Source organism: Muricoccus harenae (assembly GCF_009848505.1).
Lineage (GTDB): Bacteria > Pseudomonadota > Alphaproteobacteria > Acetobacterales > Acetobacteraceae > Roseomonas > Roseomonas harenae.
Genome location: NZ_WWDL01000002.1, coordinates 19,247 through 45,702, shown reverse-complemented (window position 1 = coordinate 45,702; position 26,456 = coordinate 19,247). Strand labels below are relative to the sequence as shown.

Annotated in this window: 24 protein-coding genes; 14 read left to right on the top strand and 10 right to left on the bottom strand. The window is 66.4% G+C overall.

The window, feature by feature from the left end:
• Window positions 1-4: 4 nt before the first annotated feature.
• Both GSE44_RS02390 and GSE44_RS02385 read left to right on the top strand, forming a co-directional pair.
• Window positions 5-943: a PDR/VanB family oxidoreductase gene (locus tag GSE44_RS02390; RefSeq protein WP_159346964.1), complete on the top strand. Its 939-nt coding sequence runs from the start codon at window positions 5-7 to the stop codon at window positions 941-943.
• A complete protein-coding gene (locus GSE44_RS02385) occupies window positions 940-1,566 on the top strand; it encodes a helix-turn-helix domain-containing protein (RefSeq protein WP_159346962.1) in 627 nt (208 codons plus the stop codon). Before GSE44_RS02390 ends, GSE44_RS02385 begins: the two co-directional genes overlap by 4 nt.
• A 179-nt stretch (window positions 1,567-1,745) precedes the next feature.
• Here GSE44_RS02385 and GSE44_RS02380 read toward each other — a convergent pair whose 3' ends face one another.
• Window positions 1,746-2,507 (bottom strand): bestrophin-like domain, encoded by a 762-nt coding sequence (locus tag GSE44_RS02380; RefSeq protein WP_457852152.1) that lies wholly within the window; start codon window positions 2,505-2,507, stop codon window positions 1,746-1,748.
• A 1,015-nt stretch (window positions 2,508-3,522) separates the two neighbouring features.
• Between GSE44_RS02380 and GSE44_RS02375 the strand changes: the two genes are divergently transcribed.
• Window positions 3,523-4,017: an AAA family ATPase gene (locus tag GSE44_RS02375; protein ID WP_159346958.1), complete on the top strand. Its 495-nt coding sequence runs from the start codon at window positions 3,523-3,525 to the stop codon at window positions 4,015-4,017.
• On the opposite strand, the gene GSE44_RS02370 is transcribed toward GSE44_RS02375, so the two are convergent.
• Complete coding sequence (locus tag GSE44_RS02370) at window positions 3,947-4,831, bottom strand: LysR substrate-binding domain-containing protein (RefSeq protein WP_159346956.1); 885 nt, start codon at window positions 4,829-4,831, stop codon at window positions 3,947-3,949. The two genes, GSE44_RS02375 and GSE44_RS02370, sit on opposite strands and share 71 nt — an antisense overlap.
• Window positions 4,832-4,972: 141 nt before the next feature.
• Between GSE44_RS02370 and GSE44_RS02365 the strand changes: the two genes are divergently transcribed.
• From GSE44_RS02365 to GSE44_RS02335, 7 genes are all read left to right on the top strand, one after another.
• Window positions 4,973-6,145 carry an acyl-CoA dehydrogenase family protein gene (locus GSE44_RS02365; RefSeq protein WP_159346954.1) on the top strand — a complete coding sequence of 391 codons (1,173 nt, stop codon included), beginning with the start codon at window positions 4,973-4,975 and terminating at the stop codon, window positions 6,143-6,145.
• A 4-nt stretch (window positions 6,146-6,149) separates the two neighbouring features.
• Complete coding sequence (locus tag GSE44_RS02360) at window positions 6,150-8,222, top strand: acetate--CoA ligase family protein (RefSeq protein ID WP_159346952.1); 2,073 nt, start codon at window positions 6,150-6,152, stop codon at window positions 8,220-8,222.
• A 117-nt stretch (window positions 8,223-8,339) separates the two neighbouring features.
• Window positions 8,340-9,575: an ABC transporter substrate-binding protein gene (locus tag GSE44_RS02355; protein WP_159346950.1), complete on the top strand. Its 1,236-nt coding sequence runs from the start codon at window positions 8,340-8,342 to the stop codon at window positions 9,573-9,575.
• Complete coding sequence (locus GSE44_RS02350) at window positions 9,572-9,949, top strand: hypothetical protein (RefSeq protein ID WP_159346948.1); 378 nt, start codon at window positions 9,572-9,574, stop codon at window positions 9,947-9,949. Before GSE44_RS02355 ends, GSE44_RS02350 begins: the two co-directional genes overlap by 4 nt.
• Window positions 9,946-10,788 carry an alpha/beta fold hydrolase gene (locus GSE44_RS02345; RefSeq protein WP_159346946.1) on the top strand — a complete coding sequence of 281 codons (843 nt, stop codon included), beginning with the start codon at window positions 9,946-9,948 and terminating at the stop codon, window positions 10,786-10,788. Before GSE44_RS02350 ends, GSE44_RS02345 begins: the two co-directional genes overlap by 4 nt.
• Window positions 10,789-10,832: 44 nt before the next feature.
• Window positions 10,833-11,612, top strand: a complete 780-nt coding sequence (locus GSE44_RS02340) for an SDR family NAD(P)-dependent oxidoreductase (RefSeq protein WP_159346944.1) — start codon at window positions 10,833-10,835, stop codon at window positions 11,610-11,612.
• A gap of 67 nt (window positions 11,613-11,679) precedes the next feature.
• Complete coding sequence (locus GSE44_RS02335) at window positions 11,680-12,657, top strand: Bug family tripartite tricarboxylate transporter substrate binding protein (protein WP_159346942.1); 978 nt, start codon at window positions 11,680-11,682, stop codon at window positions 12,655-12,657.
• A gap of 101 nt (window positions 12,658-12,758) precedes the next feature.
• On the opposite strand, the gene GSE44_RS02330 is transcribed toward GSE44_RS02335, so the two are convergent.
• Window positions 12,759-13,697, bottom strand: coding sequence for a Bug family tripartite tricarboxylate transporter substrate binding protein (locus GSE44_RS02330; protein ID WP_159346940.1), 939 nt, complete (start codon window positions 13,695-13,697; stop codon window positions 12,759-12,761).
• Window positions 13,698-13,807: 110 nt separating this feature from the next.
• Window positions 13,808-14,791 carry a Bug family tripartite tricarboxylate transporter substrate binding protein gene (locus GSE44_RS02325; protein WP_235924512.1) on the bottom strand — a complete coding sequence of 328 codons (984 nt, stop codon included), beginning with the start codon at window positions 14,789-14,791 and terminating at the stop codon, window positions 13,808-13,810.
• A 167-nt stretch (window positions 14,792-14,958) separates the two neighbouring features.
• On the opposite strand from GSE44_RS02325, the gene GSE44_RS02320 reads away from it, so the two are divergent.
• Window positions 14,959-15,966 carry a LysR family transcriptional regulator gene (locus GSE44_RS02320; protein ID WP_159346936.1) on the top strand — a complete coding sequence of 336 codons (1,008 nt, stop codon included), beginning with the start codon at window positions 14,959-14,961 and terminating at the stop codon, window positions 15,964-15,966.
• Window positions 15,967-16,081: 115 nt separating this feature from the next.
• Here the strand turns inward: GSE44_RS02320 and GSE44_RS02315 are convergent, their stop codons facing one another.
• Window positions 16,082-17,047 carry a catechol 2,3-dioxygenase gene (locus GSE44_RS02315; protein ID WP_159346934.1) on the bottom strand — a complete coding sequence of 322 codons (966 nt, stop codon included), beginning with the start codon at window positions 17,045-17,047 and terminating at the stop codon, window positions 16,082-16,084.
• A gap of 286 nt (window positions 17,048-17,333) precedes the next feature.
• Here GSE44_RS02315 and GSE44_RS02310 point away from each other — a divergent pair, with 286 nt between their 5' ends.
• On the top strand, window positions 17,334-18,299 hold the full coding sequence (locus GSE44_RS02310; RefSeq protein WP_159346932.1) for an MBL fold metallo-hydrolase: 966 nt from the start codon (window positions 17,334-17,336) through the stop codon (window positions 18,297-18,299).
• A 3-nt stretch (window positions 18,300-18,302) separates the two neighbouring features.
• The gene (locus tag GSE44_RS02305; protein ID WP_159346930.1) at window positions 18,303-19,082 is read left to right on the top strand and encodes a substrate-binding domain-containing protein; all 780 of its coding nucleotides are present in this window, start codon (window positions 18,303-18,305) and stop codon (window positions 19,080-19,082) included.
• Between the two features lie 25 nt (window positions 19,083-19,107).
• On the opposite strand, the gene GSE44_RS02300 is transcribed toward GSE44_RS02305, so the two are convergent.
• Window positions 19,108-20,073: a Bug family tripartite tricarboxylate transporter substrate binding protein gene (locus GSE44_RS02300; RefSeq protein ID WP_268893619.1), complete on the bottom strand. Its 966-nt coding sequence runs from the start codon at window positions 20,071-20,073 to the stop codon at window positions 19,108-19,110.
• Between the two features lie 353 nt (window positions 20,074-20,426).
• Here GSE44_RS02300 and GSE44_RS02295 point away from each other — a divergent pair, with 353 nt between their 5' ends.
• On the top strand, window positions 20,427-21,734 hold the full coding sequence (locus GSE44_RS02295; RefSeq protein WP_201305901.1) for an LLM class flavin-dependent oxidoreductase: 1,308 nt from the start codon (window positions 20,427-20,429) through the stop codon (window positions 21,732-21,734).
• Window positions 21,735-22,461: 727 nt separating this feature from the next.
• On the opposite strand, the gene GSE44_RS02290 is transcribed toward GSE44_RS02295, so the two are convergent.
• From GSE44_RS02290 to GSE44_RS02275, 4 genes are all read right to left on the bottom strand, one after another.
• On the bottom strand, window positions 22,462-23,202 hold the full coding sequence (locus GSE44_RS02290) for an SDR family NAD(P)-dependent oxidoreductase (protein ID WP_159346924.1): 741 nt from the start codon (window positions 23,200-23,202) through the stop codon (window positions 22,462-22,464).
• Window positions 23,203-23,382: 180 nt separating this feature from the next.
• Window positions 23,383-24,777, bottom strand: coding sequence for a lyase family protein (locus GSE44_RS02285; RefSeq protein WP_159346923.1), 1,395 nt, complete (start codon window positions 24,775-24,777; stop codon window positions 23,383-23,385).
• 19 nt (window positions 24,778-24,796) lie between these two features.
• Entirely contained in the window at window positions 24,797-25,339 is a 543-nt protein-coding gene (locus GSE44_RS02280; RefSeq protein WP_159346921.1) for an FAD-dependent oxidoreductase, read from the bottom strand.
• Between the two features lie 340 nt (window positions 25,340-25,679).
• Entirely contained in the window at window positions 25,680-26,423 is a 744-nt protein-coding gene (locus GSE44_RS02275; protein ID WP_159346919.1) for an SDR family oxidoreductase, read from the bottom strand.
• Window positions 26,424-26,456 lie beyond the last annotated feature (33 nt).

The following is a 26,456-nucleotide window of genomic DNA, read 5'->3' as shown; positions in this document are numbered from 1 at the left end:
TTCCATGGCCCGCCACATCGAGCTGCGCGTCGCCGAGGCCCGTCCTGCCGGGCCCGGCATCCGCCGCCTTACCTTGCGCGACCCGGATGGCTGGCCCCTGCCCCGCGTGCGGCCTGGTGCGCATCTGGACCTGCATGTGCCGGGGGTGGGGCCGCGCGCCTACAGCCTTTGCGGCGACCCGTCCGTGCAGGATGCCTGGACCGTGGCGGTGAAGCTGGAGGCGGAATCGCGTGGCGGCAGCACCTGGGTGCACGGGCTGCGCGAGGGTGATCCAGTCGCCGCCTCCATGCCCCGCTGCACCTTTCCCCTGGCTAAGGGGGCCGCGCGGCACGTGATGATCGCGGGAGGCATCGGTGTCACCCCCTTCCTCGCCATGGCGCCTGTCCTGGAAAGGGCCGGTGCCGGCTGGACCCTGCACCTGCTCCACCGGGGCGCCCTGCCCTGCCCGGACGAGCTCGCCCGCTGGCTTGCCTCTGGCCGTGCCGTCGCGCATGACACGGCTGTGACGCCCCGCCCTTCCCTCGATGCCCTGCTCGGTCCCTGGCAGCCGGGGCTTCAGGCTTATTGCTGCGGCCCACTCGCAATGATCGATGCCTTCGAGCAGGCCACCGCCGCTTGGCCATCGGGCACCGCACGGGCGGAACATTTCGTGCCGCCCATCCTGGCGCCTGATCCCTCAGCGCGCCCCTACACCCTCGTCCTCGCCGGCAGCGGCGCGGCGGCTGACGTCGCGGCCGGCGGCAGCATGCTGGCGGCGCTGCGTGCCCTTGGCACCAAGGTGGAGGCTTCCTGCGAGGGCGGCATCTGCGGCGCCTGCAAGATGCGCTGGCTGGAGGGCGAGCCCATCCACCGCGACCGCGTCCTCACTCCCGAGGAGCGCCAAACGCATCTCATGGCCTGCGTTGCCGGCTGTGCTTCAGAGCGGCTGGTCCTCGAAGCATGAGCGCGACGGCCCGGAAATCCCCTGTCACGCGCGACCCTGCTCGTGCTGCCGAGCGAAGCCTCGAAATGGGTGCTCGGCTGCGAGCGCTGCGCCAGACCTGCGAGCTGACGCTGGACGCGCTGGCGGAGATAACCAGTCTCGACAAGGGCTACCTCTCACGGCTGGAGCGCGGCCAGAAGAACCCCTCCATCGCCACCGTGCTTCGCCTGTCGGAAGCACTGGACGTGCCGGTGGCGGAGTTGTTCGGCGAGCGCCTGGCGGAGCACGCCGTGCGCGTTACCCGCGCCAGGGACCGCCTTTCCGTTTCGCCCACCGGTGCGACGGCACATGGCATCGAGGCGCTGAGCCGGGACGGCTCGGCGCTGGAGGCCTTCGTGCTGCACCCCGCCGCCGAGTTCAGCACCGAGGGGCATGCCGAGCACGCCGGGGAAGAACTGTTCTTCGTGCTGCACGGCACGGTGGAGCTGCGCTTTGCCGACCGCAGCTTTGTGCTGGAGGCGGGCGACTGCGCGCAGTTCCCTGGTCACCTGCCGCACCGCATTCGCCGCGTCGGCACCGAGCCGGCCTCGGCTCTCGTGGCAGTCGCGCGGCCTCGGCGGAACCGGAGAGCAAAGGCGAGCTGATCCGCCTCCCTGTAGAAAGTAAAGCTGCCATGCCTGAACCGCGGAACGCCGAGCCAGCCCAGCCGATCGGGCGACTGCAGATTTCCTGCCGACCGGGCCCGAGCGAAGAGCTTGATGGGCGCCCTACACCAGCCGGATAGGCGCTGCCCTGGCCCAATCCGCGCCTCGGCCCCAGGCAATCAAGGGCCCATCTCCGCCAGCGCCTTGAGCATCGGCTGGGCGGCAAGGCGCAGCATGCCTTGGAAAGGGCTGTCCATCTCCAGAATCAGGAAGACTGCTCCGCCGATTGCAAACGAGCACATCAGGAAGGCTCCCGCGACCGTGGTATTCCGCGGCGCATTCAGGCCGAAGCTGATGAATATCGCGACTGTCCAGGAAACCAGCACGAAGAGGACGACGGGCCTTACGCTGGGCCCCGCCTGCTCAATAAGAATCCACCGCTGCCGCACCAGGGACGTGGCAGCCAGCAATGCTTGATCCCGGATCGAACGTTGCTCGGCGCCGACCGGATCCATGGCCCGAATTGCCTCCTGCACCTGCTCCAACATCCTGCCGGCCGTGACATCGTCCAGACCCACGAAGTGGCCGCCGGGCGTCGGCCAGATATCCTGTATTGTTCGCGCGGTGGAACGGCGCAGCAGCACCCGCGGCGCGGCAGCGCCTTCACCATAGCTGCGTAGCGTCCTGTCCAGCAGAATCAGGTCCGCGGCATAGGAGCGCATCTCCCGGTCTGTCGTCTCAGAAGCGGATTTTGCCGTCGCAATCAGCAGGCCGAACACGAGCGACGCCAGCACCGACACCGTCCCGGTTCCAAGCCGGACCACGTCCTGCGTCTCCTTGGTCAAGTGGTGCTCAGGCAGCCAACGATGGAGCTGCATCCCGAAGAGTCCACCGACGAAAACGCAAGCCGTAACGAGGAGGCTGATAGCAATCACGTTCATGTGCCGAAGCCGCCAGTGCGCTTCATCCTACTGCCCTCCGAAGTTGCGGAAGGAAGTCCGGCACATCGGCTGGCTTAGCCATCCCGTCAATCTCTGCCGTTGCCGCCGGGGCTAACCGCGGACGGATTACGCCCTGAGCTCGCATGATCATCGAAACAGGCTGCTGATGCGGGTTTTTTGGCCATACGATGGTGTTCCGATCCGCGTCCGGCCCCAACTGCTTTACCGCAGGACCAATGATCGCTGAAGACGTAGAACATGACAGCGTCCTCCACACAGGATGCGGCGGTATGCTGCCCGGCGCCCTGCACCATTTCCAGTCTGAACAGTTGCTCCAGCATGTGAGGGAGCGATGCGCAGACAGGCATGAGCGAGTTTTCAGCCATTGTCTGCAGATGGCGCTTGGCCACCGGCCCCGCGGTTTGCACAACAGCGGTTAGATTGAACAGAGCAACAGAGAGAGCCGAGAGAGTTGGAGTGCGCCGCCCCGGAAGAAGCGGCGGGCATGCCAGCAGGGTGGATGGGTGGTGCAAATGGAAGCGCCGTTTCACTGTTGCCGTTAGAGCCCCGGGGTCCAGCTTCCCTGATGGGGTTCGGCTTTTGCTCTTGGCGCGTCTCCATGATGTGAGCTTACCGGCTGACGCCGTCCGCACCACCTGGAGTCATGGTGCGCATTCGCAGATCGGACCGCTAGCACAACTGCGTCCGAAACGGCAGACTTCATATACCACAACTCTGATTTGTGCAGCTTTGCTTACCGATATTAACAACTTCTGCGCGCATTGCGCTTCTCGGACACGCGTCAAGCAATATCAGCTGGATCGATTACAACCGAGACGCAATACTCCGCTTGCAGCTGGCCAGGTTTCGGGCTTGCGCAGGTGCACCTTGCTGGCGCCCGGCTCGGTATGAGATGCATGTTGCCACCATTTACGTCCGGCCGGGACGCCTCGAATCCGGCGCAGTCCTGATAAGCCGCCGGCCAAGAGACCGATAGCCTTGGCCTAATTGCCTCATGCATTGCTTCTCAGACTGGCCGCTCGGCGGCTCTGTAAGCAGCCCGCCATCGAGGCCGGACGAACTGGCCGATCAGGGATCAGCAGGACCGTACAAGTTGGACAGATTCTTCGTCGTCACGGGAGGCCCCGGCTCCGGCAAAAGCACGCTGATCGATGTCTTGCGCGCGCAAGACGTCCAGACCATGCCCGAAGCTGGTAGAGCGATTATCCAAGATCAGGTCGCCATTGGCGGCGATGCGCTGCCATGGGGGAACCGTCTTGCCTTTGCCGAATCGATGCTGGGATGGGAGATGCGGTCCGATCGCGAGGCTCAGTCCTTGACAGGAGCTGTAATCTTCGATCGCGGCATCCCGGACGTTCTGGGTTGCCTGAGTCTCTCCGGCCTCAGGTGCATTCAGGCTCCACCCTCGTCGACATCGCCTAACCAGCCGCCTCCACCTGCAACCAGTCCAGAAAAGCTCTCGCCTTGCGGTCCGGCGGTCGGTCAGTAGGCCAGACCACATGGTAGCCCACGGGCCGTTCCACCGGCAGGTTGAAGAGCGGCACAAGCCGCCCTTCCTGGAAGTCATGCTCCATCAGCCGCATCTGACCGATGGCAACCCCCAGCCCCTCCATGGCCGCCTGGTAGGTAAGCACGGAGCTGGTGAACTCCATGCCTTCCTGCAGCAGGTCCAGCCGGCCGATTCCTGCCAGCCAGTCGCACCAATCATTGCGCCGGTACCGGGAGACGAGCATGCGGTGCCGCCGCAAGTCATCAGGCGTCCGCAGCGGCGGCCCTGCTTCCAACAGGCGAGAACTACAGACGGGCTGCAGGATGTCCGGCATCAGCCGCAATACCTCGAGTCCGGGCGTGCTGCCGCGCCCGAGCTGGATGGCGAGATCCACCGGCTCACGGCGGAAATCCACCGGGGCGACGCTGTGGCTCAGTCGCACAGCGATGCCTGGATTGGCCGCCTCGAAGCGATGCAGCCGTGGCAGGAGCCATTTTGCAGCGAAGGTGCTGTAGACACGCAGGCGCAGCGGCGCTGTGCGAGATTCCTTGCGCAGCCGCTCTGTCGCAGCCGTGATACGCTCGAAGGCCGGCCCGACCTCGTCGCGGAGCGCTTCCCCCTCCGGCGTGAGCGTGGCGCCGTAACGCTCACGGTGGAAAAGCCGCGTCCCCACATAGCCTTCGAGCACCGCGACCTGCCGGCTGACCGCCGCCTGCGACACGCCCAGCAGCTCGGCGGCGCGGGTGAAGCTGCCAAGCCGCGCGGCGACGGTGAACACGTGCAGTGGGTTAAACGGCGGCACCGGTGCGTTCAAGCAGCGCTTCTCCTTGAGTTATCAGGAAGAGGCATAACAAAAACTTGTGTTAGCATAAAGAGCGGTCGGGTCCCCGCGCCCATTGCAGCAAGGCAGACTGCGCCCGTTCCACCGAAGAATGCATGAGGAAACGCAGGGTCGATGGATTTCAGCCTCACCGAGGATCAGCGGATCTTTGCCGACTCCGTGCGTCGCTTCGCCGAGGAGAACTTGGCGGCCGGCGCGTTGAAGCGCGCCCATACGCCCGGCTTCCCTTATGATGTGGCGCAGTTGGCGGCAGCGCAGGGTCTGCTCGGCATCACCATCCCCGAGGCCGATGGCGGACAGGGCGGCACGCTGATGGATGCGGTACTCGCTATCGAGCAGGTGGCGCTGGTCTGCCCACGCAGCGCCGATGTGATTCAGGCCGGCAATTTCGGCCCCATCCGCACCTTTGCCGAATACGCCACGCCCTACCAGAAGGAGCGCTGGCTGCCAGATCTGCTGGCAGGCAAGAATGCGATCTCTCTCGGCATGAGCGAGCCAGAGGCTGGGTCGGCCGCGACGGAGCTGAAGACGACGGCGCGCCTTGATGGCGGCCACTACATTGTCAACGGTTCAAAGGTCTTTGGCACGCATAGCGCCGAGGCCTCGCTCTATCTCATCTATTGCCGTTTCGGGCCGGGCATCGACGGGATCGGCTCCATTCTGATCGAGCGCGGCACCCCCGGCTTCATCATCGGTCAACCCTCCCGCTTCCTGAACGGTGAGGAATGGAGCGCGCTGTATTTCGAGGAATGCCGCGTGCCGAAGGAGAACCTTCTGCTCGGCCCGGGCGGCTTCAAAAAGCAGATCGCCGCCTTCAATGCCGAGCGGGTGGGCAACACCGCGCGGTCGCTCGCGGTAGGTCGCTATGCCTTCGAGCGAGCGAAGGAGCATGCGGCGACGCGTAAGCAGTTCGGGCGCACGCTGAACGAATTCCAGGGGCTCCAGTGGAAGTTCGCCGACATCACGCTGAAGCTGGAGGCGGCGCAGCTGCTGCTTTATCGCGCGGCGGTGAATGCCGATCGGGGGCTGCCCTCGGCCTATGAGACGACGCTCGCGAAGCTTGCCTGTAACCAAGCGGGTTTCGACGCAGCGAACGAGGCGATCCAGATCATGGGCGGGACCGGCTTCTCCGAGGAATCCCTGGTGGAATACTGCATGCGCCGTTGTCGTGGCTGGATGATAGCGGGCGGCTCGATCGAGATGATGAAGAACCGGCTGGCGGAGGAGGTGTTCGGCCGCCGCTTTCCCCAGCGCCCGCCGCGTGCCGCACCGCCGGCGGCGGAGTAGCCCCATGCGCCCAGCGCCGAGCGCCCTGCTGTCGCCGCGAAGCATCGCCATCATCGGTGCCTCCGACGATCTGTCGAAGACCGCGTCGCGCCCGCTTCGCTTCCTGCGCGGCGGTGGATATGAGGGTACTGTCTACCCGATCGCCCGGCGCGAGGCGGTACTGGGGGAGCGCGCTTGGCCCTCGCTAGCGGCCCTGCCTGAGCGGCCCGACCATGCCTTCGTCCTTCTGCCCACCGAAGGCGCCATGGCGGCCGTGGCGGAATGCGGGAAGCTCGGCATTCCGGCCGTCACCGTGCTGGCAGGCGGCTTCTCAGAAGCCGGACCTGATGGGGTGGCGCGGGAGGCAGCACTGCGGCATTCCCTTCGCGGCAGCGACACGCGGCTACTGGGGCCCAACAGCATCGGGCTGGCGAACCTGCACCACCGCATGGTGCTGACGGCCAATGCCGCCTTCGCGGAGCCGGACCTGCCGCGCGGCGGCGTCTTCGTCGCGTCCCAGAGCGGCAGCATGATCGGCGCTATCCTCTCGCGCGGGCGGCAACGCGGCCTTGGCTTCGCTGGACTCGTCTCGGTTGGCGCGGAGGTCGACCTTGATGTCGGCTCAATCTGCGCCTCCACCCTCGATGATCCGCAGGTGACTTCCTATCTGCTCTTTCTCGAGACGCTGCGCGGTGCCGGCGCGCTACGTGAATTCGCGGCCGGTGCCGCGGTGCGTGGCAAACCTGTCATTGCCTACAAGCTCGGCCGTTCGCAGGCGGCGGCGGAACTGGCCGTATCCCATACGGGAGCACTGGCTGGCGAAGACGACGTGGCCGATGCCTTCCTGCGGGATTGCGGCATTGCGCGCGTGGATACGCTGGAAGGGCTGTTCGAGGCCCCTGCCCTGCTGCACCGCCTCCCCATCCGCCCGCGCAGTGCGCGCAAGCCTGTCATCGGCGTGGTCACCACAACTGGTGGCGGCGCGGCCATGGTGGTGGACCAGCTGGGCATCCGCGGTGTTACCGTGGAAGCGCCGGGCGAGGCGACGCGGCAGCGCCTGACGGAAGCTGGGATCGACCCCGGCCATGGCCGCATCCTGGATTTGACGCTTGCCGGCACGCGTCCCGAGGTCATGGGACCGGCACTCGATGCGCTGCTCCAGGCACCGGAATTCGACCTCGTGATCGCGGTGGCCGGATCCTCCGCGCGCTTTCAGCCGGAACTGGCGGTGCAGCCGGTGGTGGAGGCCGCCGCGAGTGGCGCACATCTGGCCGCCTTCTGCGTGCCCGAGGCACCGCAGGCCCTCGCCATGCTCGCCGCAGCCGGTGTCCCCGCCTTCCGCACGCCTGAGGCCTGCGCCGATGCCGTGGCCGCCGCCTTCGCTCGCCGCGAGCCGCGCGCCGCGGTTTCCAACCGTGTCCTGGCCTGCGGGGACGAGCGGATGCTGGACGAAGCAGAGGCTTACGCGCTGCTCGCCGATCTTGGCGTGCCGCATGCCCCCTGCGTGGCGCTGTCGGCGGCCCAGGCGGGACAGGAACGACTGCCCTTTCCCTATCCTGTCGCGGTGAAGGTTCTGCACCGCGACATCCTGCACAAGACGGACCTGGGCGGCGTGGCGCTGGGCGTCGAATCCGACGCGGCGCTGCGAGAAGCGGCAACGCGGATCGTCGCGAGCGTCGCGAAGCATCGCCCGGCACTCGGTGCCGACCGCGTGCTCGTGCAGGCGATGACGCGGTCGCTAGGAGAGGTGCTGGTCGGCTATCGCCGTGACCCCCAGGTCGGCCCCATCATCCTGCTCGCCGCTGGCGGCGTCATGACCGAGATCTACCGTGACCGTAGCGTCCGCCTCGCCCCAATCAGTCACGACGCGGCGCGGGAGATGATCGCCGAAGTGCGCGCCCTGCGCGCGCTGGAAGGGTACCGTGGCAAACCGCGCGGAGACATGGAGGCGCTGGCCGCAGCCATCGTTGCCGTCTCCTGCCTGGCGGAGCGGGGTGATGTCGCGGAATGCGAAATCAACCCGCTCATGGTCCTGAACGAGGGGCGCGGCGTCATGGCCGTGGATGCGGTCATCCGTCTGGCCGGAGACATTACGTGACCGGCGCCCGGGGACAACCGTGCCATGTCGCAGGGCAGAGGGTTCCGGCGAGATCCGATCGGTAAAACGCGCGCCACCGGCCTGACAAGGCGCGGAAAACGGGAGGGAAGAACCAATATGCTCATCCATACTAACCGGCGTGGCCTGCTGATTGGCGGCGGCGCCATCGCCGTTTCGGCGCTCGCTGCGCCAACCGTGGTCGCACAGCCGGTGCGGACCGTGCGCATCGGCGTGCTGACCGACATGGCCGGCCCTTATGCTGGCAATACGGGCATGGGCTCGGTGGTCGGCGCGAAGTTAGCCGCCGAGGACTTCATGGCTGCCAATCCTGGCTTCAGGGTCGAGGTCATCCAGGCCGACTTCCAGAACAAGCCCGACATTGGTCTCGCCACCGCACGCGAATGGCTGGATCGGCAGGGCGTGGACGCCATCCTGGACGTTCCTGTCTCGTCCGTCGCTCTCGCCATAGGCGGGCTCACAAAGGAAAAGGACAAGGTCGCTCTTTTCACCGGTCCAGCCACGGCCGCACTGACAGGCGCGAATTGCGGTCCGAACCATGTGCACTGGACTTATGACACCTGGTCCCTTGCGGCCGGTACCGGACGCGCCCTGGTGGCGGATGGCGCCGATACCTGGTTCTTCATCACCGCTGATTACGCTTTCGGCCATGCGCTGGAGAACGATACGGCAGGCTTTGTGAAGGAAGCCGGCGGCCGCGTGCTCGGTAGCGTCCGCACGCCCTTCCCGGGCACGACGGATTTCTCCTCCTATCTTGTGCAGGCGCAGGCGAGCCGGGCGAAGGTGATCGGCCTGGCGAATGCCGGCAGCGACACCGTCACTTGCCTGAAGCAGGCTGCCGAGTTCGGGATCACACGGCGCGGCACGCGACTGGCCGGGTTACTGTTCCAGATCACCGATGTTCACGCGCTGGGCCTGCAGGCAGCACAGGGACTGGCGCTGACCGAAGCCTTCTATTGGGATATGAACGAGGGCACCCGCGCCTTCTCCGCACGCTTCGCGCCGCAGATGAACGGCTTCAAACCCGGCATGATCCATGCGGGCGGCTATTCCGCCGTGCTGCACTACCTAAAGGCGCGGGCCGCCCTGGGAGACAATGCCAGCGGCCTCGCGGCAGTGAACTGGATGAAGGCGAACGGCACGGAGGACCCGCTGTTCGGCCGCGGCACCGTGCGCGCCGATGGAAGAAAAGTGCATGACATGTATCTCTTCCGCGTGAAGTCTCCGGATGAGAGCAAGCATCCCTGGGACTATTACGCACCGGTCCGCACCATCCCGCCGGAGCAGGCCTTCCGTCCGATGGAGGGCGGCGGCTGCGCGCTGGTGCCGGCATGACCCCGGAAGCGCTTCCCGCAAAGGTGAACGGCGATCCCGTGCTTCGGCGCTGGGGCCGCTTTCTTGAGGCCGATGTGCTGCTGGCGATTGGCCCGGACGAATGGCTGCTGCGCCTGCATGACGGCGCGGTGGAATGGGTGCGGCGCGGGCCGTTCCTGATGCCGTCCTGGACGCTGGCGTTGCGTGTCGATCCCGAAGCCTGGCGTGATTTCCTCCAACCGGAGCCGCCGCCGGGCCGCCACGACCTGTTGGCCCTGCTGCGGCACGGCAAGCTGCGGATCGAGGGGAACCTGCACCCCTTCATGAGCCATCTGCTTTGGTTCAAGGCCGCGCTCGCCACGCTGCGCGCGACCCCTGTGGAGGCCATGCCATGATGGAGCCGATCCGCGGCGGCTACCTGCACGTAGCCCTCGGCGGCGCCCCGCATCGCGTCTACGTAGAGGAGGCTGGAGAGGGCATCCCCTTGCTCTGCCTGCACACGGCCGGATCCGATACGCGCCAGTGGCGCGGGCTGCTGAACGACGAGAGCGTGACCAAGCATTTCCGCTGCATCACCTTCGACCTGCCCTGGCACGGCAAGTCCTCTCCGCCCGATGGCTGGTGGAAAGAGGAATACCAGCTCACCACCGCCGCCTATGTGGAGGCGATCCTTGGCGTCTCCGATGCGCTGGGATTGGAGAAACCGCTGGTGATGGGCTGCTCCATCGGCGGGCGCGTGGTGCTTGAGCTGGCGGCGGCGCATGGCGCGAAGCTGGGTGGGGTGATCGGGCTGCAATCTTCCGCCCATGTGGAACCCTATTACGACACCACATGGACGCACCGCCCTGATGTACATGGCGGCGAGGTCTGCGCCGGCATCGTCTCCGGCCTCATGGCGCCGCAATCCCCGGAAGCGGAACGCTGGGAAACGCTGTGGCACTATATGCAGGGCGGCCCAGGCGTCTTCCGCGGAGACCTGCATTTCTACAAGGCCGAGGGCGACCTGCGCGACCGGCTGGCGATGATCGACACCGCGCAGTGCCCCGTGTGGCTGCTGACCGGTGAATACGACTACTCCTGCTCGCCCGAGGCCACTCTCGAGACGGCGCGGGCCATCCCCGGCAGCGAGGCGTCAATCATGACGCGTCTCGGGCATTTCCCAATGAGCGAGAACTACGCGCATTTCGCCGAATTCCTGCGCCCGGTGCTGGAACGCATACGTAGCGGCGGCTGACACGAGGTGGTGCCGTAAGAGCGCCAGGGAGAGAAACAGAGAGAATGAGACTTCAAGGAAAGGTCGGGCTGGTGACGGCCGCCGCTTCCGGCATGGGGCGCGCGGGTGTGCTGCGCTTTGCGCGCGAAGGTGCTGCGGTGGCGATCGTGGACCGGGATGCCGAGGGCGTGGCCTCGGCCGTCGCGGAGATCGAGGCTGAGGGTGGCCGTGCCCTCGGCCTGCCCGGCGACCTGCGGGATGAAGGCTTCTCCCGATGGCTCGTGTCCGAGACGGTGAAGGCCTTCGGCGGGCTGGATTTCGTATGGAATCATGTCGGCCATCCCGGCCCATCCGTAGTGGAGGGGCTGCAGCGGGACGACCTGGACCTCGCCATCGACCTCAACCTGCGCACGGTGATGGCAACGACGGATGCGGCCATCCCGCATCTGCGCGCGCGGGGCGCCGGCAGCCTGCTTTTCACCGCCTCCACCTCGGGCCTGCAGGGCTCGGTGTTCAGCCCAGTCTATTCGGCGATGAAGTTCGGCGTGGTGGGCTTCACGCGGGCACTCGCGAAGAGGCTGGCGCCGGAGGGGATCCGCTGCAACGCGATCTGCCCGGGCAGCGTGGACACGCCGATGCTGCGTGTCTTCGTCGCCCGTCCCGACCAGGCGGCCACCGCAGGGCTGGACGTCGAGGAACTGGTGAAGAAGCGCGGCGCCGTCAATCCGATGGGCCGCCCAGCACGTCCGGAGGAGATCGCCAACGCCGCGCTCTTCCTGCTCTCGGACGAAGCCTCCTTCATAACCGGCGCCGCCCTGCCGGTGGATGGCGGCACCACCGCCTGACCCGAAGCGCAGGCCCAGGGCCAGGCCGGCGCGAATTGCTGAAGTGCCCGAAGGGAAGGAAGCGATCATGCTGACCATGCCGCGTCGTAGCCTGCTGCGCAGAACGCTTGTGGCGCCGTTGCTATCCATCCCCGGGCGGGGATGGGCCCAGGGCAGCTATCCTGGCAGGCCCATCCGGCTGATCATCCCCTTCGCCGCCGGTGGCCCCACCGACGTGCTGGCTCGAATCCTGGCGGCGGAGATCCGCTCCACGGCCGGCTGGACCATTGTGATCGAGAACCTGACCGGTGGTGGCGGCACGGTGGGCACTGCCGCGGCGGCCCGCGCGGCCTCCGATGGCTACACCTGGTTCTTTGGCTCGGGCGGCACGAACGGCATCCACGCAGCCCTCTATCCGAACCCCGGCTATGACGCGGCCAACGACTTCACGCCGCTGGCCCTGGCCTGCACCACGGCGAACATCTTCGTCGCCCATCCCAGCTTCCCCGTGAACGATATCGCCGGACTGCTGGAACAGGCCAGGAAGGGACCGCTGACCTATGGCACGGCGGGCGTCGGCACCACCACGCACATGAGTGCCGAGCTGCTGAAGATGATGACCGGCGCCAATCTGATCCACGTCCCCTATCGAGGCGGCGGCCCGGCGATGAACGACCTGTTGGCGGGGCACATCCCGGTCATGGTGGACGCCACGACCACTTCGTTTCCGCATGTCAAGGATGGCCGCATCAAGGCCCTCGCCGTGACGACGCGGGGGCGTGACGAAATCCTGCCGCAGGTGCCGACGGTGGGCGAGGCCGTGCGCGGCTACGAGGCGACCGCCTGGTTCGGCGTCTTCGGCCCCAAGAACCTGCCGCCCGAGATCGTCACGCAGGTGAATGGCATACTGAATGCCGCGCTTCGCTCGGAATCCGTGGTCAGGCGCTTCCGCGAGCTTGGCGCAAAGCCGGGGCAGGAAACGCCGCAAGCCTTCGGTGCCTATGTGGCGGGGGAGCTGAAGAAATGGCGCGACGTTGTCGCTGCCACTGGCGTGCGGCCCGAGTAGCGCGGCCGCAAGCGGATCAGGTCCAGGCCTCCCGCAGGTCGAAGCGAGGTTTCCAGGAGCAGTGGCTTCACCAAGGCTCCAGCCATGGCCGCCCTTCAGTCTCACTCGGCGCGGATGGCGGCGCTTCGGATCACATCACCCCAGCGCTTGCTGTCGGCCGCGATGGTGGCGCGGAAGGTCGGCTGCTCCTGGCCCAGAACCTCCATCCCGTTCTCCGTGATGCGCCGCTGGAACTCGGGCGACGCAGTGGCGCGCGCAAGAGCCGCGTTCCAGGCCGCGACCGCGGCATCGGGCAAGCCCGCGGGGCCAGCCAGGCCGATCCAGCTAGTCACCTCGAACTCAGGCAGGGTTTCCCGGATCAGGGGCGTGCCGGGAAAGAGCGGGGAGGCCTGCCGGCTGCCGAAGGCGAGAAGTCGAAGCCCTCCGTCGCGGATCTGGCCGATGAACTCGGGGAAATTGCCGAACATCATGTCCACGCGGCCGGCTGCGGTATCCACGATGGCGTTGGATCCGCCGCGATAGGGCACGTGGATCATGCGGATGCCCGCTTGGCGGGTGAAAAGCTCGCCTGCCAAGTGTTGGCTGGTGCCATTGCCGGTGGAGGCATAGGTCAGCTTGTCGGGATTGGCCCTCGCACAGGCGATCAGTTCCGGCACCGTCCGGAAAGTCGCGCGTGGCGAGACCACCAGGGCGTTTAGCACGCCCGCGACATTGGTCACCGGCGTCAGGTCCCGCTCCATGTTGAGCGGCATGGGCTGTCCGGGGAGCTGCGGCAGCACTGCAACGGCACTCATCGCCGCCACATAGAGCGTGTGGCCATCAGGCGCTGATTTCGCGGCCGCCTCGGCCGCGATAAGTCCGGACGCCCCGGAACGGTTCTCCACCACGACGTTCTGCCCGAGGACAGGGCGCAGCGAGTCAGCGATCAGCCGCGCCACCAGATCCACTGCGCCGCCGGCGGAAAAACCGACCAGCAGCCGGACGTCGTGATCCGGGAATGCCGCCCGTGCGACAGAGGGCAGCGCGACTGCGCCCAGCAAGCCAAGCGCGGCGCGGCGCGGCGCCCGAATTCTGGGCTGCGGCCGCCAGCGATAGTGTTCCGATGCGTCGTCAGGGCGCCATCAGCCATGATCATCAACCGTCTTCCTACCTATTCGAGGCGTAACTCGGCACGGCGGACCACATCGGCCCAGCGCGTGCGCTCCGCGAGAATAAAGCCGCGGAACTCTTCCGGCGTGCCGGGCGCCGCCTCCGCCCCTTCGGCTTCCAGGCGGGTCCGCAACGTTTCGCCGCGAAGGGCACGGGCAGAGGCGGCGTTCAGGCGGTCGACAATGTCCGTTGGCGTTCCCGCAGTCGCCAGCAGGCCGTACCACTGGGTCGCCTCGAAATCGGCGACACCCTGCTCCGCGATTGTCGGAATATCCCGCGCCGCGGGGAGACGTTTCAGCGAGGATACGCCGAGGGCGCGCAGCATGCCGGCACGCACCGGCGGCAGGGCGGGCGGGCCGCCGGTGAAGGTCAGGTCGATGGTACCGCCGATCAGGTCATTCATCATCGGCGCTGTGCCGCGATAGGGCACGTGCTCCATCACCGTGCCGGTGGCCAGGTTGAAGGCCGCCATCGCGATATGTGCCGCCGAGCCGTTGCCGCCCGTGCCGTAAGTGAGCGAACGGGGCCGCTGCTTGGCCAGGGCGATCAGCTCCGCGATGCTACCGGCGGCCACCCTTCGCGGATTCAACACCATCACATTCGGCACGACGGCGACCAGGGTGATGGGTGCGAAGGACTCCACCGTATCGAAGGACAGCTTGCGGTAGAGGGCGGGGTTCACGGCAAGCGTACCGATATGCCCGAAGAAGAGTGTGTAGCCATCTGGCGCCGCATGGGCCGCGACTTCCGTCCCGATCGTGCCGCCGGCGCCGCCGCGGTTCTCGATCACGAAGGGCTGGGCAAACTCGGTCTGCAGCTCCGCCGCCAGGGCGCGGGCAAGAATGTCGCTGGACCCGCCCGGGGTGAAGGGCACGACGATGCGGACCGGGCGGTCCGGCCAGGCGCGCTGCGCCCGCGCCAGATGAGGTCTGGAGACCAGCCCGGGCGTGGCGAGCAGGCAGGCCAGGGTGATGCGGCGCGACAAGGATGCGGTCATCCCCGCACCATTGGGGACTTGGGCCCGTGCATAGCGCTTCCTCCCGCCCGTTCTTGGCCGGGCCGTCGCCAACCTAAGCGCGAAGGAGGTCGGGCATCCCATTCCTTCTTCCGTCCGAGCTATAAGGTACCGGAATAGCTGCGCCGGGAGCGCCCATGTCGGTCCGCCGTTACCTCGACCAGCGCTTGAAGCTGCATCACCTCCGGGCGGTGGAGGCGATCGTCGCCCAGCGCAGCATCCTGAAGGCCGCGGCGGTGATCGGCGTCAGCCAGCCAGCCCTGACCAAGACGTTGCGCGAGCTCGAGGACATGCTGCAGCAGCGCCTGTTCGACCGCCTGCCCCGCGGCGTACGGCCGACCGAGGCCGGGACCCTGCTGGCGCAATCAGCGCGGCGCATCCTCGCCGAGCTGCGCCGGCTGGACGAGGCGCTTGACCATGTTGCCGATCCCGAAGGCGGCACGGTGGCGCTGGGCACCCTGCCCGTGGCAGCCACGGGGGTCTTGCCCGGCGCGCTCACCCGGTTGAAAGCAGCGCATCCAGGCATCGCGGTTCGGCTGGACCAGGGGCGCACGGAGGAGTTGCTGCCCAAGCTGGCGGCAGGCGAAATCGACCTGATCGTGGGCCGCCTCTACGAACCGGCCATCCCCGACGGCTTCTCGCGTGAGCCGCTTTGGGAAGAACCGATTTCCATTCTCGCCCGCGCCGAGCATCCGGTCTTCGCCAACCCTTCGCCAACCTTGGACAAATTGCGCTGCTACGACCTGATTCTGCCGACGGTCAGTCAGCGCGTGGGGCAGGAAATCGAGATCCTGCTCGAGATGCTGGCGCTCCAGCCCGCCGCCTCCCTGCGCTCCAGTTCCTACGGTTTCATCCGGGAGATGCTGCACGCGACCGACCTGATCTCGGTGATGCCCCGGCTGATGATGGCGGGCGACCTGCTGCGGGGCACGCTGAAGGTGGTGCCACTTCCCATCCCGGCGCCACCCCGCCCGGCGGGGCTGATCCTGCCGCGGGACAGGCCGTTGCCGCCTGCAGGCCACGCCTTCGTAGCCTGCCTGCGCGCTCACCTGGCTGAGTTCGAGGAGCGCGGCCTCACCGCTGTCTCCAGCACTGATAGGAGCCGCGGGAAAAGCGATAGGACGAACGGCCGGAAGGGAAGCTAGGGAAGTTCGCGAAGCCTCGACACGTCGGCACCGTGCCTACGGCGATGGTAGCTTCCCGCTTCAGCCGAAGCAGCATCGGCGGCATCACGGTACATCCACGTCGCGGACACGCGCATCATGTCCCTTCCGGAAGCGGCGGCGTGCCATGGGTATGGAAGCTTGCAATAGTCTGCAGGCCCCAGGCCTGCCCCTTCCTCCGGTCGCCCTCCGTCCAGGTGATTGTCCGCCAGTCTGGCGCCAGGATGAGCCGTGCCCCGGCATGGGCCACTTCCACCCGGTTGCCGCCGGGCTCCCACACGTAGAGGAAGAAGGTCTGCTGGACAGCGTGCTTGTGGGGACCGGTTTCGATATGGACGCCAGCCTCGAGAAAGGTATCCGCGGCCTGCAGCACCGCCTCGCGACTGTCGAGAGCGAAGGTCACATGGTGGAAGCGGCCGGGGACGCCATGAGCCTCCTTGGTGAAGGCGAAATCATACGATTTGTTGGTCGCCGTCAGCCACATCCCCGCTTCCTGGCCGGTATCCAACTCGATCCGCTCCGTGCAGCGGAAACCGAGATTCCGCTCGAAGAAGGTGCGGCAGCTACGAACGTCGACAGCGAGGCAGTTGAAGTGATCGATCCGGCGGACGTTCACACCACGGGCGGGGTAGCGTTCGGCCTGATTCTTGAGGGAGGGGCGACGGTCCGGCGGGCCCTCATACCATTCCGTGTCCCAGTAGAGTTCGAAGATGTGCTCGTCAGGATCGCGGAACCGCCAGCCCGTGCCGTGACCCAGATTGTCCTCGTGGGGTGTCAGTTCCACGCCGTCAGCGCGGAGCGCAGCGATACGCCGCTCGAGCGCGGCCGCGCTGCGGGTCCGGAAGGCGGCATGTCCTAGGCCGGAGGTGTGGGACGCCGTCAGTTGGAGCGAGTAACGTTCGTAGTCGTCCCAGCCGCGAAGGAAGACGCTGTCACCCTTCCTGCCGCTGATCGTCATGCCCATGACGTCGGTGAAGAAGCGGAGGCTTTCGTCCGGCTTCGGCGTAAGCAACTCGACATGGCCGAGATGCGCGATGTCCATGACCGGCTCATGCGCCTGCATTGTTTCCTCCCGATCCGCCGCGGCGGTCGAGCAAGCTATGCGCGGCGGGGGCGTCGGTCTTATGAAAATCCCTGGCTGAGGTATGAGCCCCGATTATACCGCCCCTGTATCCCGGGCGTGGCCAATCGCAGTACGCCACCGGAGGACACCGGCCCTGCATCCCGCCTCCGACTTCCCATGCCGCCGGGTTATAGCTTCGGTGAGATAGGGATAGGACGTCCGCTCTCCCCGTCCCTATCCTCCTGCGCTGGCCGACCCATCAAAATCGGCGAGAGGAGCGCGTTCCATGGCTTTGTCCGTCCGGCGTCGTGCTGTTCTGACCGGTACCGCCGCCATCCCATTCCTCCCGGCAGTAGCAGCCGCCCGGGTTCCACCTGACGGTCCGGCGCTCTCCAACCCGGGGTTCCATCGCATCCAGGTGGGTGGCTACACGGTGACCTTCCTGTTCGATGGCATCGCGCGCGCCCCGCTCGAGGGCGTGGTCGCGAACCAGCCGATCGAGGAGGTCCGCGGCCTGCTCTCCGAGAGCTTCATGCCCACGGACCACTTCCTTGGTACTTACACGGCCGTGCTCGTCGATACCGGCCGGCGGAAGCTGCTCTTTGACGCGGGAACGGGCGGGCAGCTCGCGCCGACAGCCGGCAGCCTGATGGCAAACATGCGGGCTGCGGGGATCGATCCGCAGGAGATCGATGCGGTCGTGCTGACGCATTGCCATGCCGATCACATCGTCGGTCTGACCACGGCTCAGGACGTCGCTGCCTTCCCGAATGCCGAGCTGATCGTGCCGGAGGGGGAGTGGCGGTACTGGACTGACCGCAGCAACGAGAATGGCGCGCCAGCCCGGCAACGCACGCATGTCGGCGTCGTTGCGCGCCGCTTCGGGCCCTATGCGGCACGCACCCGCCAAGTGGCCGAGGGGCAGGAGGTCGCTCCGGGCATCCGGTCCGTGGCGACACCAGGGCATACGCCAGCGCATGTGAGCTGGCTGGTGGCTGACGGCGCGGACCAGCTTTTGATCCTGGGCGACGTAGCCCACCGGCCAGAATTGTTCGTCCGCCGCCCGGATTATCACGTCATGTTCGATTTCGACCCAGCCGTGGCCGAGGCCACCCGGCGTCGCATGCTGGACCGTGCCGCCGCAGACCGCGTTCGCGTGACCGGCTATCATTTCCCTTTCCCGGCGCATGGCTTCATCGCCCGGAACGGCGGCACGGGATACCGCTTCATCCCTTCCAACTGGATGACCTAACCAATGACGCCGCTTTCCCGCCGCCTGTTGCTGAGTGCACTGGCCGCGCCGACCATCCTCCCAGTGGCGCGCGCCGAGGGGGTGGAGATCCACGTCCTGTCCTCCGGCAGCTTCACAGCGGCCTATCAGCGCCTCCGCCCGGAATTCGAGCGACGGACCGGTCACCGGCTGGTCAGCGCCTTCGGCGCCTCCTTCGGCCCGGCCGCGGACGCGCTGCCGCAGCGCCTCGGGCGCGGTGAACCCGCTGATGTCGTGCTCGCGCTCAGTGAGGCTCTTGAGGCACTGGCGCAGGCTGGCCACGTGGATCCCACCAGTCGCACAAACCTCGCTGAAACCCGCGTGGCCTTCGCCGTCCGATCCAGTACGCCACGGCCGGGCATGTCCAACGTGGACGCACTCCGCGCCGCCCTGCTCGCGGCGCCGAGCATCGCCTATTCGCCGAGCGGATCAGGCCTCTACTTCGAGCGGGAGCTGGTGCAACGGCTGGGCATCGCGAATCAGGTGCTGCCGAAGTCCCGGCGCTGGTTCCCCGACCGGATTGGAACGGTGGTGGCCCGTGGTGATGCGGAGTTAGGGTTGCAGCAGGTCTCGGAGTTGCTGCCGATCCAGGGTATTGAGATCATCCGCATCCCGGAGGAGGTGCAGCGCGTCTCCTTCGCCTCGGCCGCGGTGGCCACACAGGCGCGTCAGCCGGCGGCAGCCCGCCAGCTCATCGCGTTCCTGGGCTCGCCCGAGGCATCAACGGTTATCGCGGAGACAGGGCTCGACCCAATCCGTCGCTGAGCGCGCAGGGAAGTACGTGCGGCCTTCAGCCCCGTCCTTGCAACTGGCGTATGTCGCGGAAGCCACGCTCGATCCGCGCCTGGGCTTCCGCCCCCGTCTGGAAGATCACGGTGCCACCGTCCTCCGCCGCTTGAAGGAAGGCTGGCGACCGCGCGGCCTCGCCCAGGGCTTCTTGGAGGCGAGTGAGAATGGGCTGCGGCACACCGGAGGGAGCTAACAGGCCCTGCCAATTCCGGAAATCGAACTCGGTGAGGCCGATGTCGCCGAAGCTCGGCACGTTCGGAAGCTCGCGGAAGGGGGTGGGGCCTGTTCCGATCAGGGCCCGTAACGCGCCGGCCTGAAGATGTTCGCGCACGAGGGTGACGTCAAACATGGTGAACTTCACTTCGCCCGAAAGAACTGCCGCCAGGCGCGGCCCGCCACCTTGGTAGACGACCTCCAGGAACTCCAGCCCATAGTGTCGCCGCATCGCCTCCGCCGCCATCGAAGCCGCCGCGCCCGGGCCGGAGGACGCAAAGGGGATTGGGTTCGGGCTCTTCCGGGCGACCTTGACGAATTCGTCAAAATTCGCGGCGCCGAGAGAGGGATGCGCGACGAAGAGCCCGGCACTCTCCTGGACAATGCCGATCGGGGTGAAATCCTCGGTTGTGTCGAAGCGCGCGTTGGTCGGGTTGCTGGCGACGCTACCGATGATGGCGGTGTTGTTGGTCAGCAGCAGCGTGTAGCCGTCAGGGCGTGCCCGGCTCACATGTTCGGCGCCGATCAGCCCCCCTGCTCCGCCCTTGTTCTCGATGACGATGGGCTGTCCCAGGATACGGCTCATCGCGTCCAACAACGGACGTCCATATTTGTCCACCTGGCCACCCGGCGGCCAGGGAATAACGACGCGCAGGGGACGTTGCGGCCAAACCTCCTCCGCATTTGCTCTGCCCCCGACCGCCAGCCCGGCCAGAAGTGAAGATGTCAGACCACGCCGGCCGATGTTGGGCATAAGCGCCTGCGCCATTCGCTCCCCCGTCCCTGGCCTGGCCAGAACCCTATTCAACACGGACAGCCCGTATATTGCTGGTTTCCGCGATTTGAAATGGCACAACATTCCAAAGGCAAAGCGGGATATAGAATGTCTTACCTGTCGAAGTCTGGGGCACGGATCGATACCGGAATTGGCTGCCGGTTGGTAGGCAGATCGGGTGGTCGGCGGATCATCGCGTATCTCGCATCGCGGCTTGACGCCCGATCTTTCATCGTGTTTTCCGCAAGCGCCCGACAGGGCTAATGAAGGGATGGGCGGCCATGGTGATCGACCGGAGCGCTGAAGCGGATCGCACTTCAGGGGGCCGCCGGATGAGCCTCGGCCTCTTCGCCCAGATGGCAGGGCATCACGTCGCTGGCTGGCGGCATCCGGATGCCCAGGCGGGCGGTGAAAACCTCCCGCTGATCCAGCATGTCGCCCGCACCGCTGAACGCGGCACCTTTGACCTTTTCTTCCTCGCCGACGGCCTGACCAGCGGGGCGGACGCCCATCCATCCACTGTGGCGCGGTTGGAGCCCCTGACGCTACTCGCGGCCGTGGCAATGGTGACTTCCCACGTCGGGCTCGCCGCCACCGCCTCAACCACTTATGGCGAACCCTTTCACACGGCGCGGGTCTTCGCTTCCCTGGACCACGTCAGCGGCGGGCGGGCCGCCTGGAATGCGGTGACGACCTCTTACGCCCGTTCCGCCTCGAACTTCACTCGTGGCGAGCACCCCAGCCACGACGAGCGCTATGCCATCGCGGAGGAATATCTCGATGTGGTGCGCGGCCTCTGGGACAGCTTTGAGGACGGTGCGGTGCTCAAGGACAAGGCTGCCAATGTCTATGTCGATCCCGCACGCCTCCACACCCTGGACCACAAGGGCCGCTACTTCTCCGTGAAGGGCCCGCTGAACGTGTCCCGCCCGCCACAAGGTCATCCAGTGATCATCCAAGCCGGGTCGTCAGAGCCGGGACAAGACTTGGCTGCGCGTACGGCCGACGTCGTCTTCACCGCTCAGCAGACAGTCGAGGAAGGGCGCGCCTTTTACCAGAGCTTGAAGGGGCGCATGGCGCGGCATGGGCGTGATCCGCGCCACCTGCATATCATGCCCGGTGTCTGCCCAGTGATCGGTCGCACGGAAGATGAGGCGCGGGCACTTTATGGGCAGTTGCAGGGTTGGATCGATCCGGCCAAGGCCATTGCCCTCCTTTCCGACCGTCTCGGGCATGATGTGTCGGGCTACCCGCTGGATGAGCCGCTGCCGGAGTTGCCCGAATCCGATCAGCTCCGCTCGCGTGCGAAGCTGCTCACGGATCTGGCACGGCGCGAGAACCTGACGTTGCGAGACCTCTACTACCTGGTGGCCGGCGCCCGCGGGCACCGGATCGTCTGGGGAACTCCGGAGCAAATCGCCGACGCGTTGGAGGAGTGGTTCGTCGGGGGCGCTGCGGATGGCTTCAACATCATGCCACCGTTCTTCCCTGGCCAGTTCGATGATTTCGTCGATCTGGTCGTCCCCATCCTGCGCCGGCGCGGCCTTTTCCGTGAACGCTATGAGGGGACGACACTGCGCGACCACCTTGGGCTACCCCGCCCCGCCAACCGCTTCACGCAACTCCGCGCAGCAGAGTAACGGCCATACGACGTGGGCGGCAGCCTCGTAGATTGAGCAGCTGCCGCTCGACCTCCGCGCTCTTCTTCGGGGCACCTCGGAGTTCCTAGCCCAGGCCATGGTGACCGCAGTGTAAGCAGTCCGCCTGCCGCGGATGTCGGAGCGGTTGCCATAGGGAACGCCGCGGCCTTGTTCCGGCGAGGGCCAGCCCTGGGCTTTCTGTGGCCGCACCCCTCGCCGGGGAAGGCCGCCACGGGCATCTGCGAGAGCGGGTGGAGGCACTGGCACGCAAAAACCGCCAACACCTCTCGAGGGGATCCTCCAGGGCGCTGACGGCTTTTATCCAACCTGAGGGGCAAGTCGGGTCACCCAACTCGTATCGGATTGGTAGCGGTATCCGCCAGGGGAAGTTGGGCCGCAATGAATGTCAGATCGGCATTGGTAGGCGGCCTCTGTCGGCCGCACAGCTTCAGGCTGGCTCCGCATTCTGGAACCTGATGACAAAGGCTGATCCCGAACCCTCGCCCGGAGGGGCGGGCGAAGGCCAGGAATGCAGATCGGAAGCAGCGTGGCAACCGCGCCATATCAACGCGGGCGAAGCAACTGGCCGTTGGGTACAATAAGCACATAGGCAAGCAAGTGCTGCATCCTCGGGACAATATCTGCGCCTAGGAGGAACGGCGCCAACGCAGCACAGCTAGCCGCCTCTCCACGATATTCCATGTCTTGGCACGCCGCGCATGTCGCTTCAGTAAGTGGCACGGCCGCCGCTGATGTCGAACACGGCACCTGTGGAGAAGCTGCATTCTTCGGAAGCAAGCCAGCAAGCCAGGGCAGCGATCTCCTCCACCTGAACAAAGCGGCCCATTGGGATCTTGCTCAGCATGTAGCTAATCTGCTGTTCAGTCATCTGCTTGAAAATGTCGGTCTCTGCCGCGGACGGGGTGATGCAGTTCACCCGAATGCCGGTAGCCGCCAGTTCCTTACCCAAGGACTTGGTGAGGCCAATGACGCCGGCCTTGGCTGCGGAATAGGCTGCGGCATTCGGATTGCCCTCCTTACCGGCGATCGAAGCAATGTTGACGATGCGACCGTAGTTCCGCACCCGCATACGGGGCACCAGGGCCCGGGAGCACAGGAAGACACCGTTCAGGTCGACATCGATCACCCTCCGCCAATCGGCTATGCCGTATTCATCGACCGGCATGTTCGGCCCGGTGATGCCAGCATTGTTCACCAGAATGTCCACCGGGCCGAGGGCCCTTTCCACTTCGATGGCCGCAGCGTCGATTGCATCGTAATCCGTCACGTCCACGCGAGCGGCGAAGCCGTCCAGCCGCCCTGCTACGCGCAGCGCCTCGTCGAGGTCGACGTCCCAGATCGCCACCTTGGCGCCGCTGGCAGCGCAGCGTTCGGCAATTGCAAGGCCAATGCCGCGGGCGCCGCCCGTGATGACTGCGACACGGTCGTTCAAATTGAGCTGGTGCATTCTGCCTTCCCTCATCGGTGGAGAATCCCGGCTCCCCGGCGCAAGCTGTCGCCCGAGGTGACTCCGGATGCATCACACACCGCAACCTTCACCGCCTTTTCGTGGCAGGTCCAGCCGAAGACGATCCCGCGCGACTCCACGCGATCAGCTCCGGCCACAGGTTGGGGCGCTCTCACTTAGTCAGTGGCGCGCAGCCCCACGCGCGGTGCGAACGGCCGCGATGGTCCGATCCACGGCTGCAGGTGCCAGCCCGATGTAGCGCGTGGCATTGAGCTGGTTAGCAAGGTCGAGCTCGACCACCAGCGAAGCAAGCCCAGGTCTCGCGGCGATCTTCTCGACCAGCGATGTCCCACGCTCCCAGGCGGCACGGGCGGCGAGGCGCACCTCCTCATGCGCGGTGTGCTCTCCGATGCGTTCTCCAAGCAGGAACATGGCATGTTCAGCCATGATCAGGCCGTTCGTCCGGCCAAGATTGCGGCACATGTTCTCCGGATAGACCTGAAGCCCCTCCATCATGCCGGCAGCGGCAGTCAGAAGCCGGTCCATCGTGGTGCTCACCTCGCCTAGGGTGTCGGCATTGCTGATCTGGTCGCGCTCCCTGATGGACACCTGCCATTCCTGCAGCACCTCCGCCTGGTGCGGCACCACGCGAGCCAGCGCGACAACGGTGCGGGACCGCCCCGGGTTCACCTTGTGCGGCATCGTCGAGGAACCGACTTCCGAGCCTGGATCGCCGACCTCGCGCAGGTCATCCCCCTGCATCAGGAAGATCTCCTGCGCCACGCGGGCCCAGCTGCGGGCGGCGATGCCGAGCAGCGCCCCGTATTCGGCGAACATGTCCTTGGCGCCTTTCCAATCGACCGGCCAGGGCTCGCCCAGGCCGATCTCCTGCATCAGCTCCGCCTCCAGGGCCAGCGCGTCGGGTCCAAGCGCCGCGTAGCTGCCCACCGCACCGGAGAGCATCCCCGTATTCGTGCGCGCCAGCCATCCATTCATCCGGTCTATGTTGCGCCGGTTCTCAGCCATCCAGCTCGCAACCTTGAGGCCGAATGTGATGGGCAGAGCATGCCGCCCGACGGTACGGCCGATCATTAGCGTTGCCCGATGCTCCTCAGCCAGCCGCAGCATGGCATTCTCGGCCCGCTCCATGGCCGCAATCATCCGACGCATGGCCTCCCGTGTCTGGATGACCTGCGCGGTGTCGTAGATGTCTTGCGTGGTGGCGCCGTAGTGGATCCACTCAACCGCCCCGTTCCGCGTCACACGTGCCCAGGCGTTCAGCAGGGCGACAAGCGGGTGCCCTACCCGACGCTGCTCCTCCGCGACAGTCGCTGGCGGCACGGCCTCAATGGTCGCGGTCCGCGCGATCTCCTCCGCCGCCTCGTTGGGGATGATCCCGCGCCGTGCCTGTACCCGGGCCAGCCCGACCTCGATCCGCATCAGCAGGGCCTGCGTGTGCCCGCGGCTGAACAGCTCCGCAATGCTTCGGGGCTCCTGGGCGCTTGCGGTCCCTGCAGCGGCGAGGACGGCGAGCAGCAGGGTCACTGCTACCCGCTGGAGAACAACACAGATCATCGTTTCCTCCGGTGGCGGCTCAGGCCGCCTGCAAGACGGCACCCTGCCTCAACAGGCCATCTTCCACATCTGAAAAGCGCAACTCATGGACCGGGCTATTCCGCGTCGCAGGCAGGGCGGCAGCGACGCCTGCTGACTGCCCCATGGCCATGGCCTGAGGCATGATCCGAAGGGCGCCGAAGTCCGTATGTGTCGCGGAAATGCCGCGGCCGGCGACTAGGACGTTATCCAGCGCCACCGGGATCAGGGAGCCGAGAGGAATGGCGTGGTGATGGTCCGGCCCACCCATGCGCTCCAGGCGTGTGGCTGTGCCACGTCTCTCGTGCACATCGATCGGAAAGGCGCCGATCGCAATTGTGTCCTCAAAGCGGTGACCGCCGCGCAGATCCGCCTCCGTCACCACCACGCGGCCGCGCACGCGCCGCGTCCGCGGATGCCGACTCGCGCGGCGAATCCAGTCGAGCAGTAATGCTCCGCCACGCGCCGCCCGGTCACGTCCGGTCACGTCGGCGAGAAACTCGCCGCGAAGGCGGCAATTATCCGCAGCGGCCGATTCGGCCACTCAGCCGCTTGCCGAACAGCGAGCGCCAGGACGAGCATGGCTCCCAGCAACGGGCGACGCCGCAGGAGCACGATGCTGGCCGCCCAATTGGACCGGTGCGTCTGCGAAAGCTCGAGCAACTATTGGAGGAGGTTGAAGACCGCCTATCCTGAGCCACTGAATGCTAGCTTGGGGCGACTTCGTCCCTGCGGATTGACCTGCCTCCAGTAGAACGGCCCGTCGGTGCGGTGAGACACCGCCGGGGCTCCGTGGAGGATAACCGCACGCGTACGCGCAACGTCAGCGAGCGGATCCTGCACACGATCCTGCCCCCGGAGTCGAGGCGCTTCAGGTGGTCGGCCTACAAGGTCCAACCGCCGTCGATCACGACTGCCTGGCCCGTGATGAAGGCACTCTCATCGGAGGCAAGATACACGGCAAGCATTGCAATCTCCTCCGCGTTGCCCAAACGGCCCATTGCCTGGCGAGCCACGAATGCGGCACGCGCCGCCTCCGTTCCGCCGGCGGCCGCAGCATTGGCGGCGATGCGCTCGCCAAGCGAAGGCGTGTCCACCGTGCCAGGACAGATGCAGTTCACGCGCACCCCCCGCGTCACGACGTCCAAGGCCGTCGCCTTCGTCATGCCCACCACGGCAGCCTTGGTGGCCGCATAGGCGAAGCGGTTCGGTGGTGCCTTGGCATAGCCCGCAGCGCTGGCAATATTCACCACCGTGCCACGGCCGCGCTCAAGCATCGCCGGCAATGCCGCAGCCATCCCCTTCCATGTTGCCCGGCAGTTCAGGGCGAAGGCGGCGTCCCATTCGGCATCCGTGCAGGTCAGCGCGGTGTTCTGGTGAACTACGCCGGCGCAGTTCACCATCACATCAAGCGGCCCCGCCGCGGCAACCGCCCCTGCGAAGGCGGTGTCGTCGAGCACGTCCAGGATCTGGGTCTCGCAGCCGTCTAGAGCGGCGAGCTTGGCCGCTTCCCGATCGGTAGCCACCACCCGCGCGCCCTCGCGGACAAAGGCCAGCGCGATTGCCTGGCCAATTCCCTGCCCCGCCGCAGTGATGAAGGCGCGCTTTCCTTCAAGTCGCTTGGTCATGACATGTTCCTCCGGCTCCGCTCATACAACTCC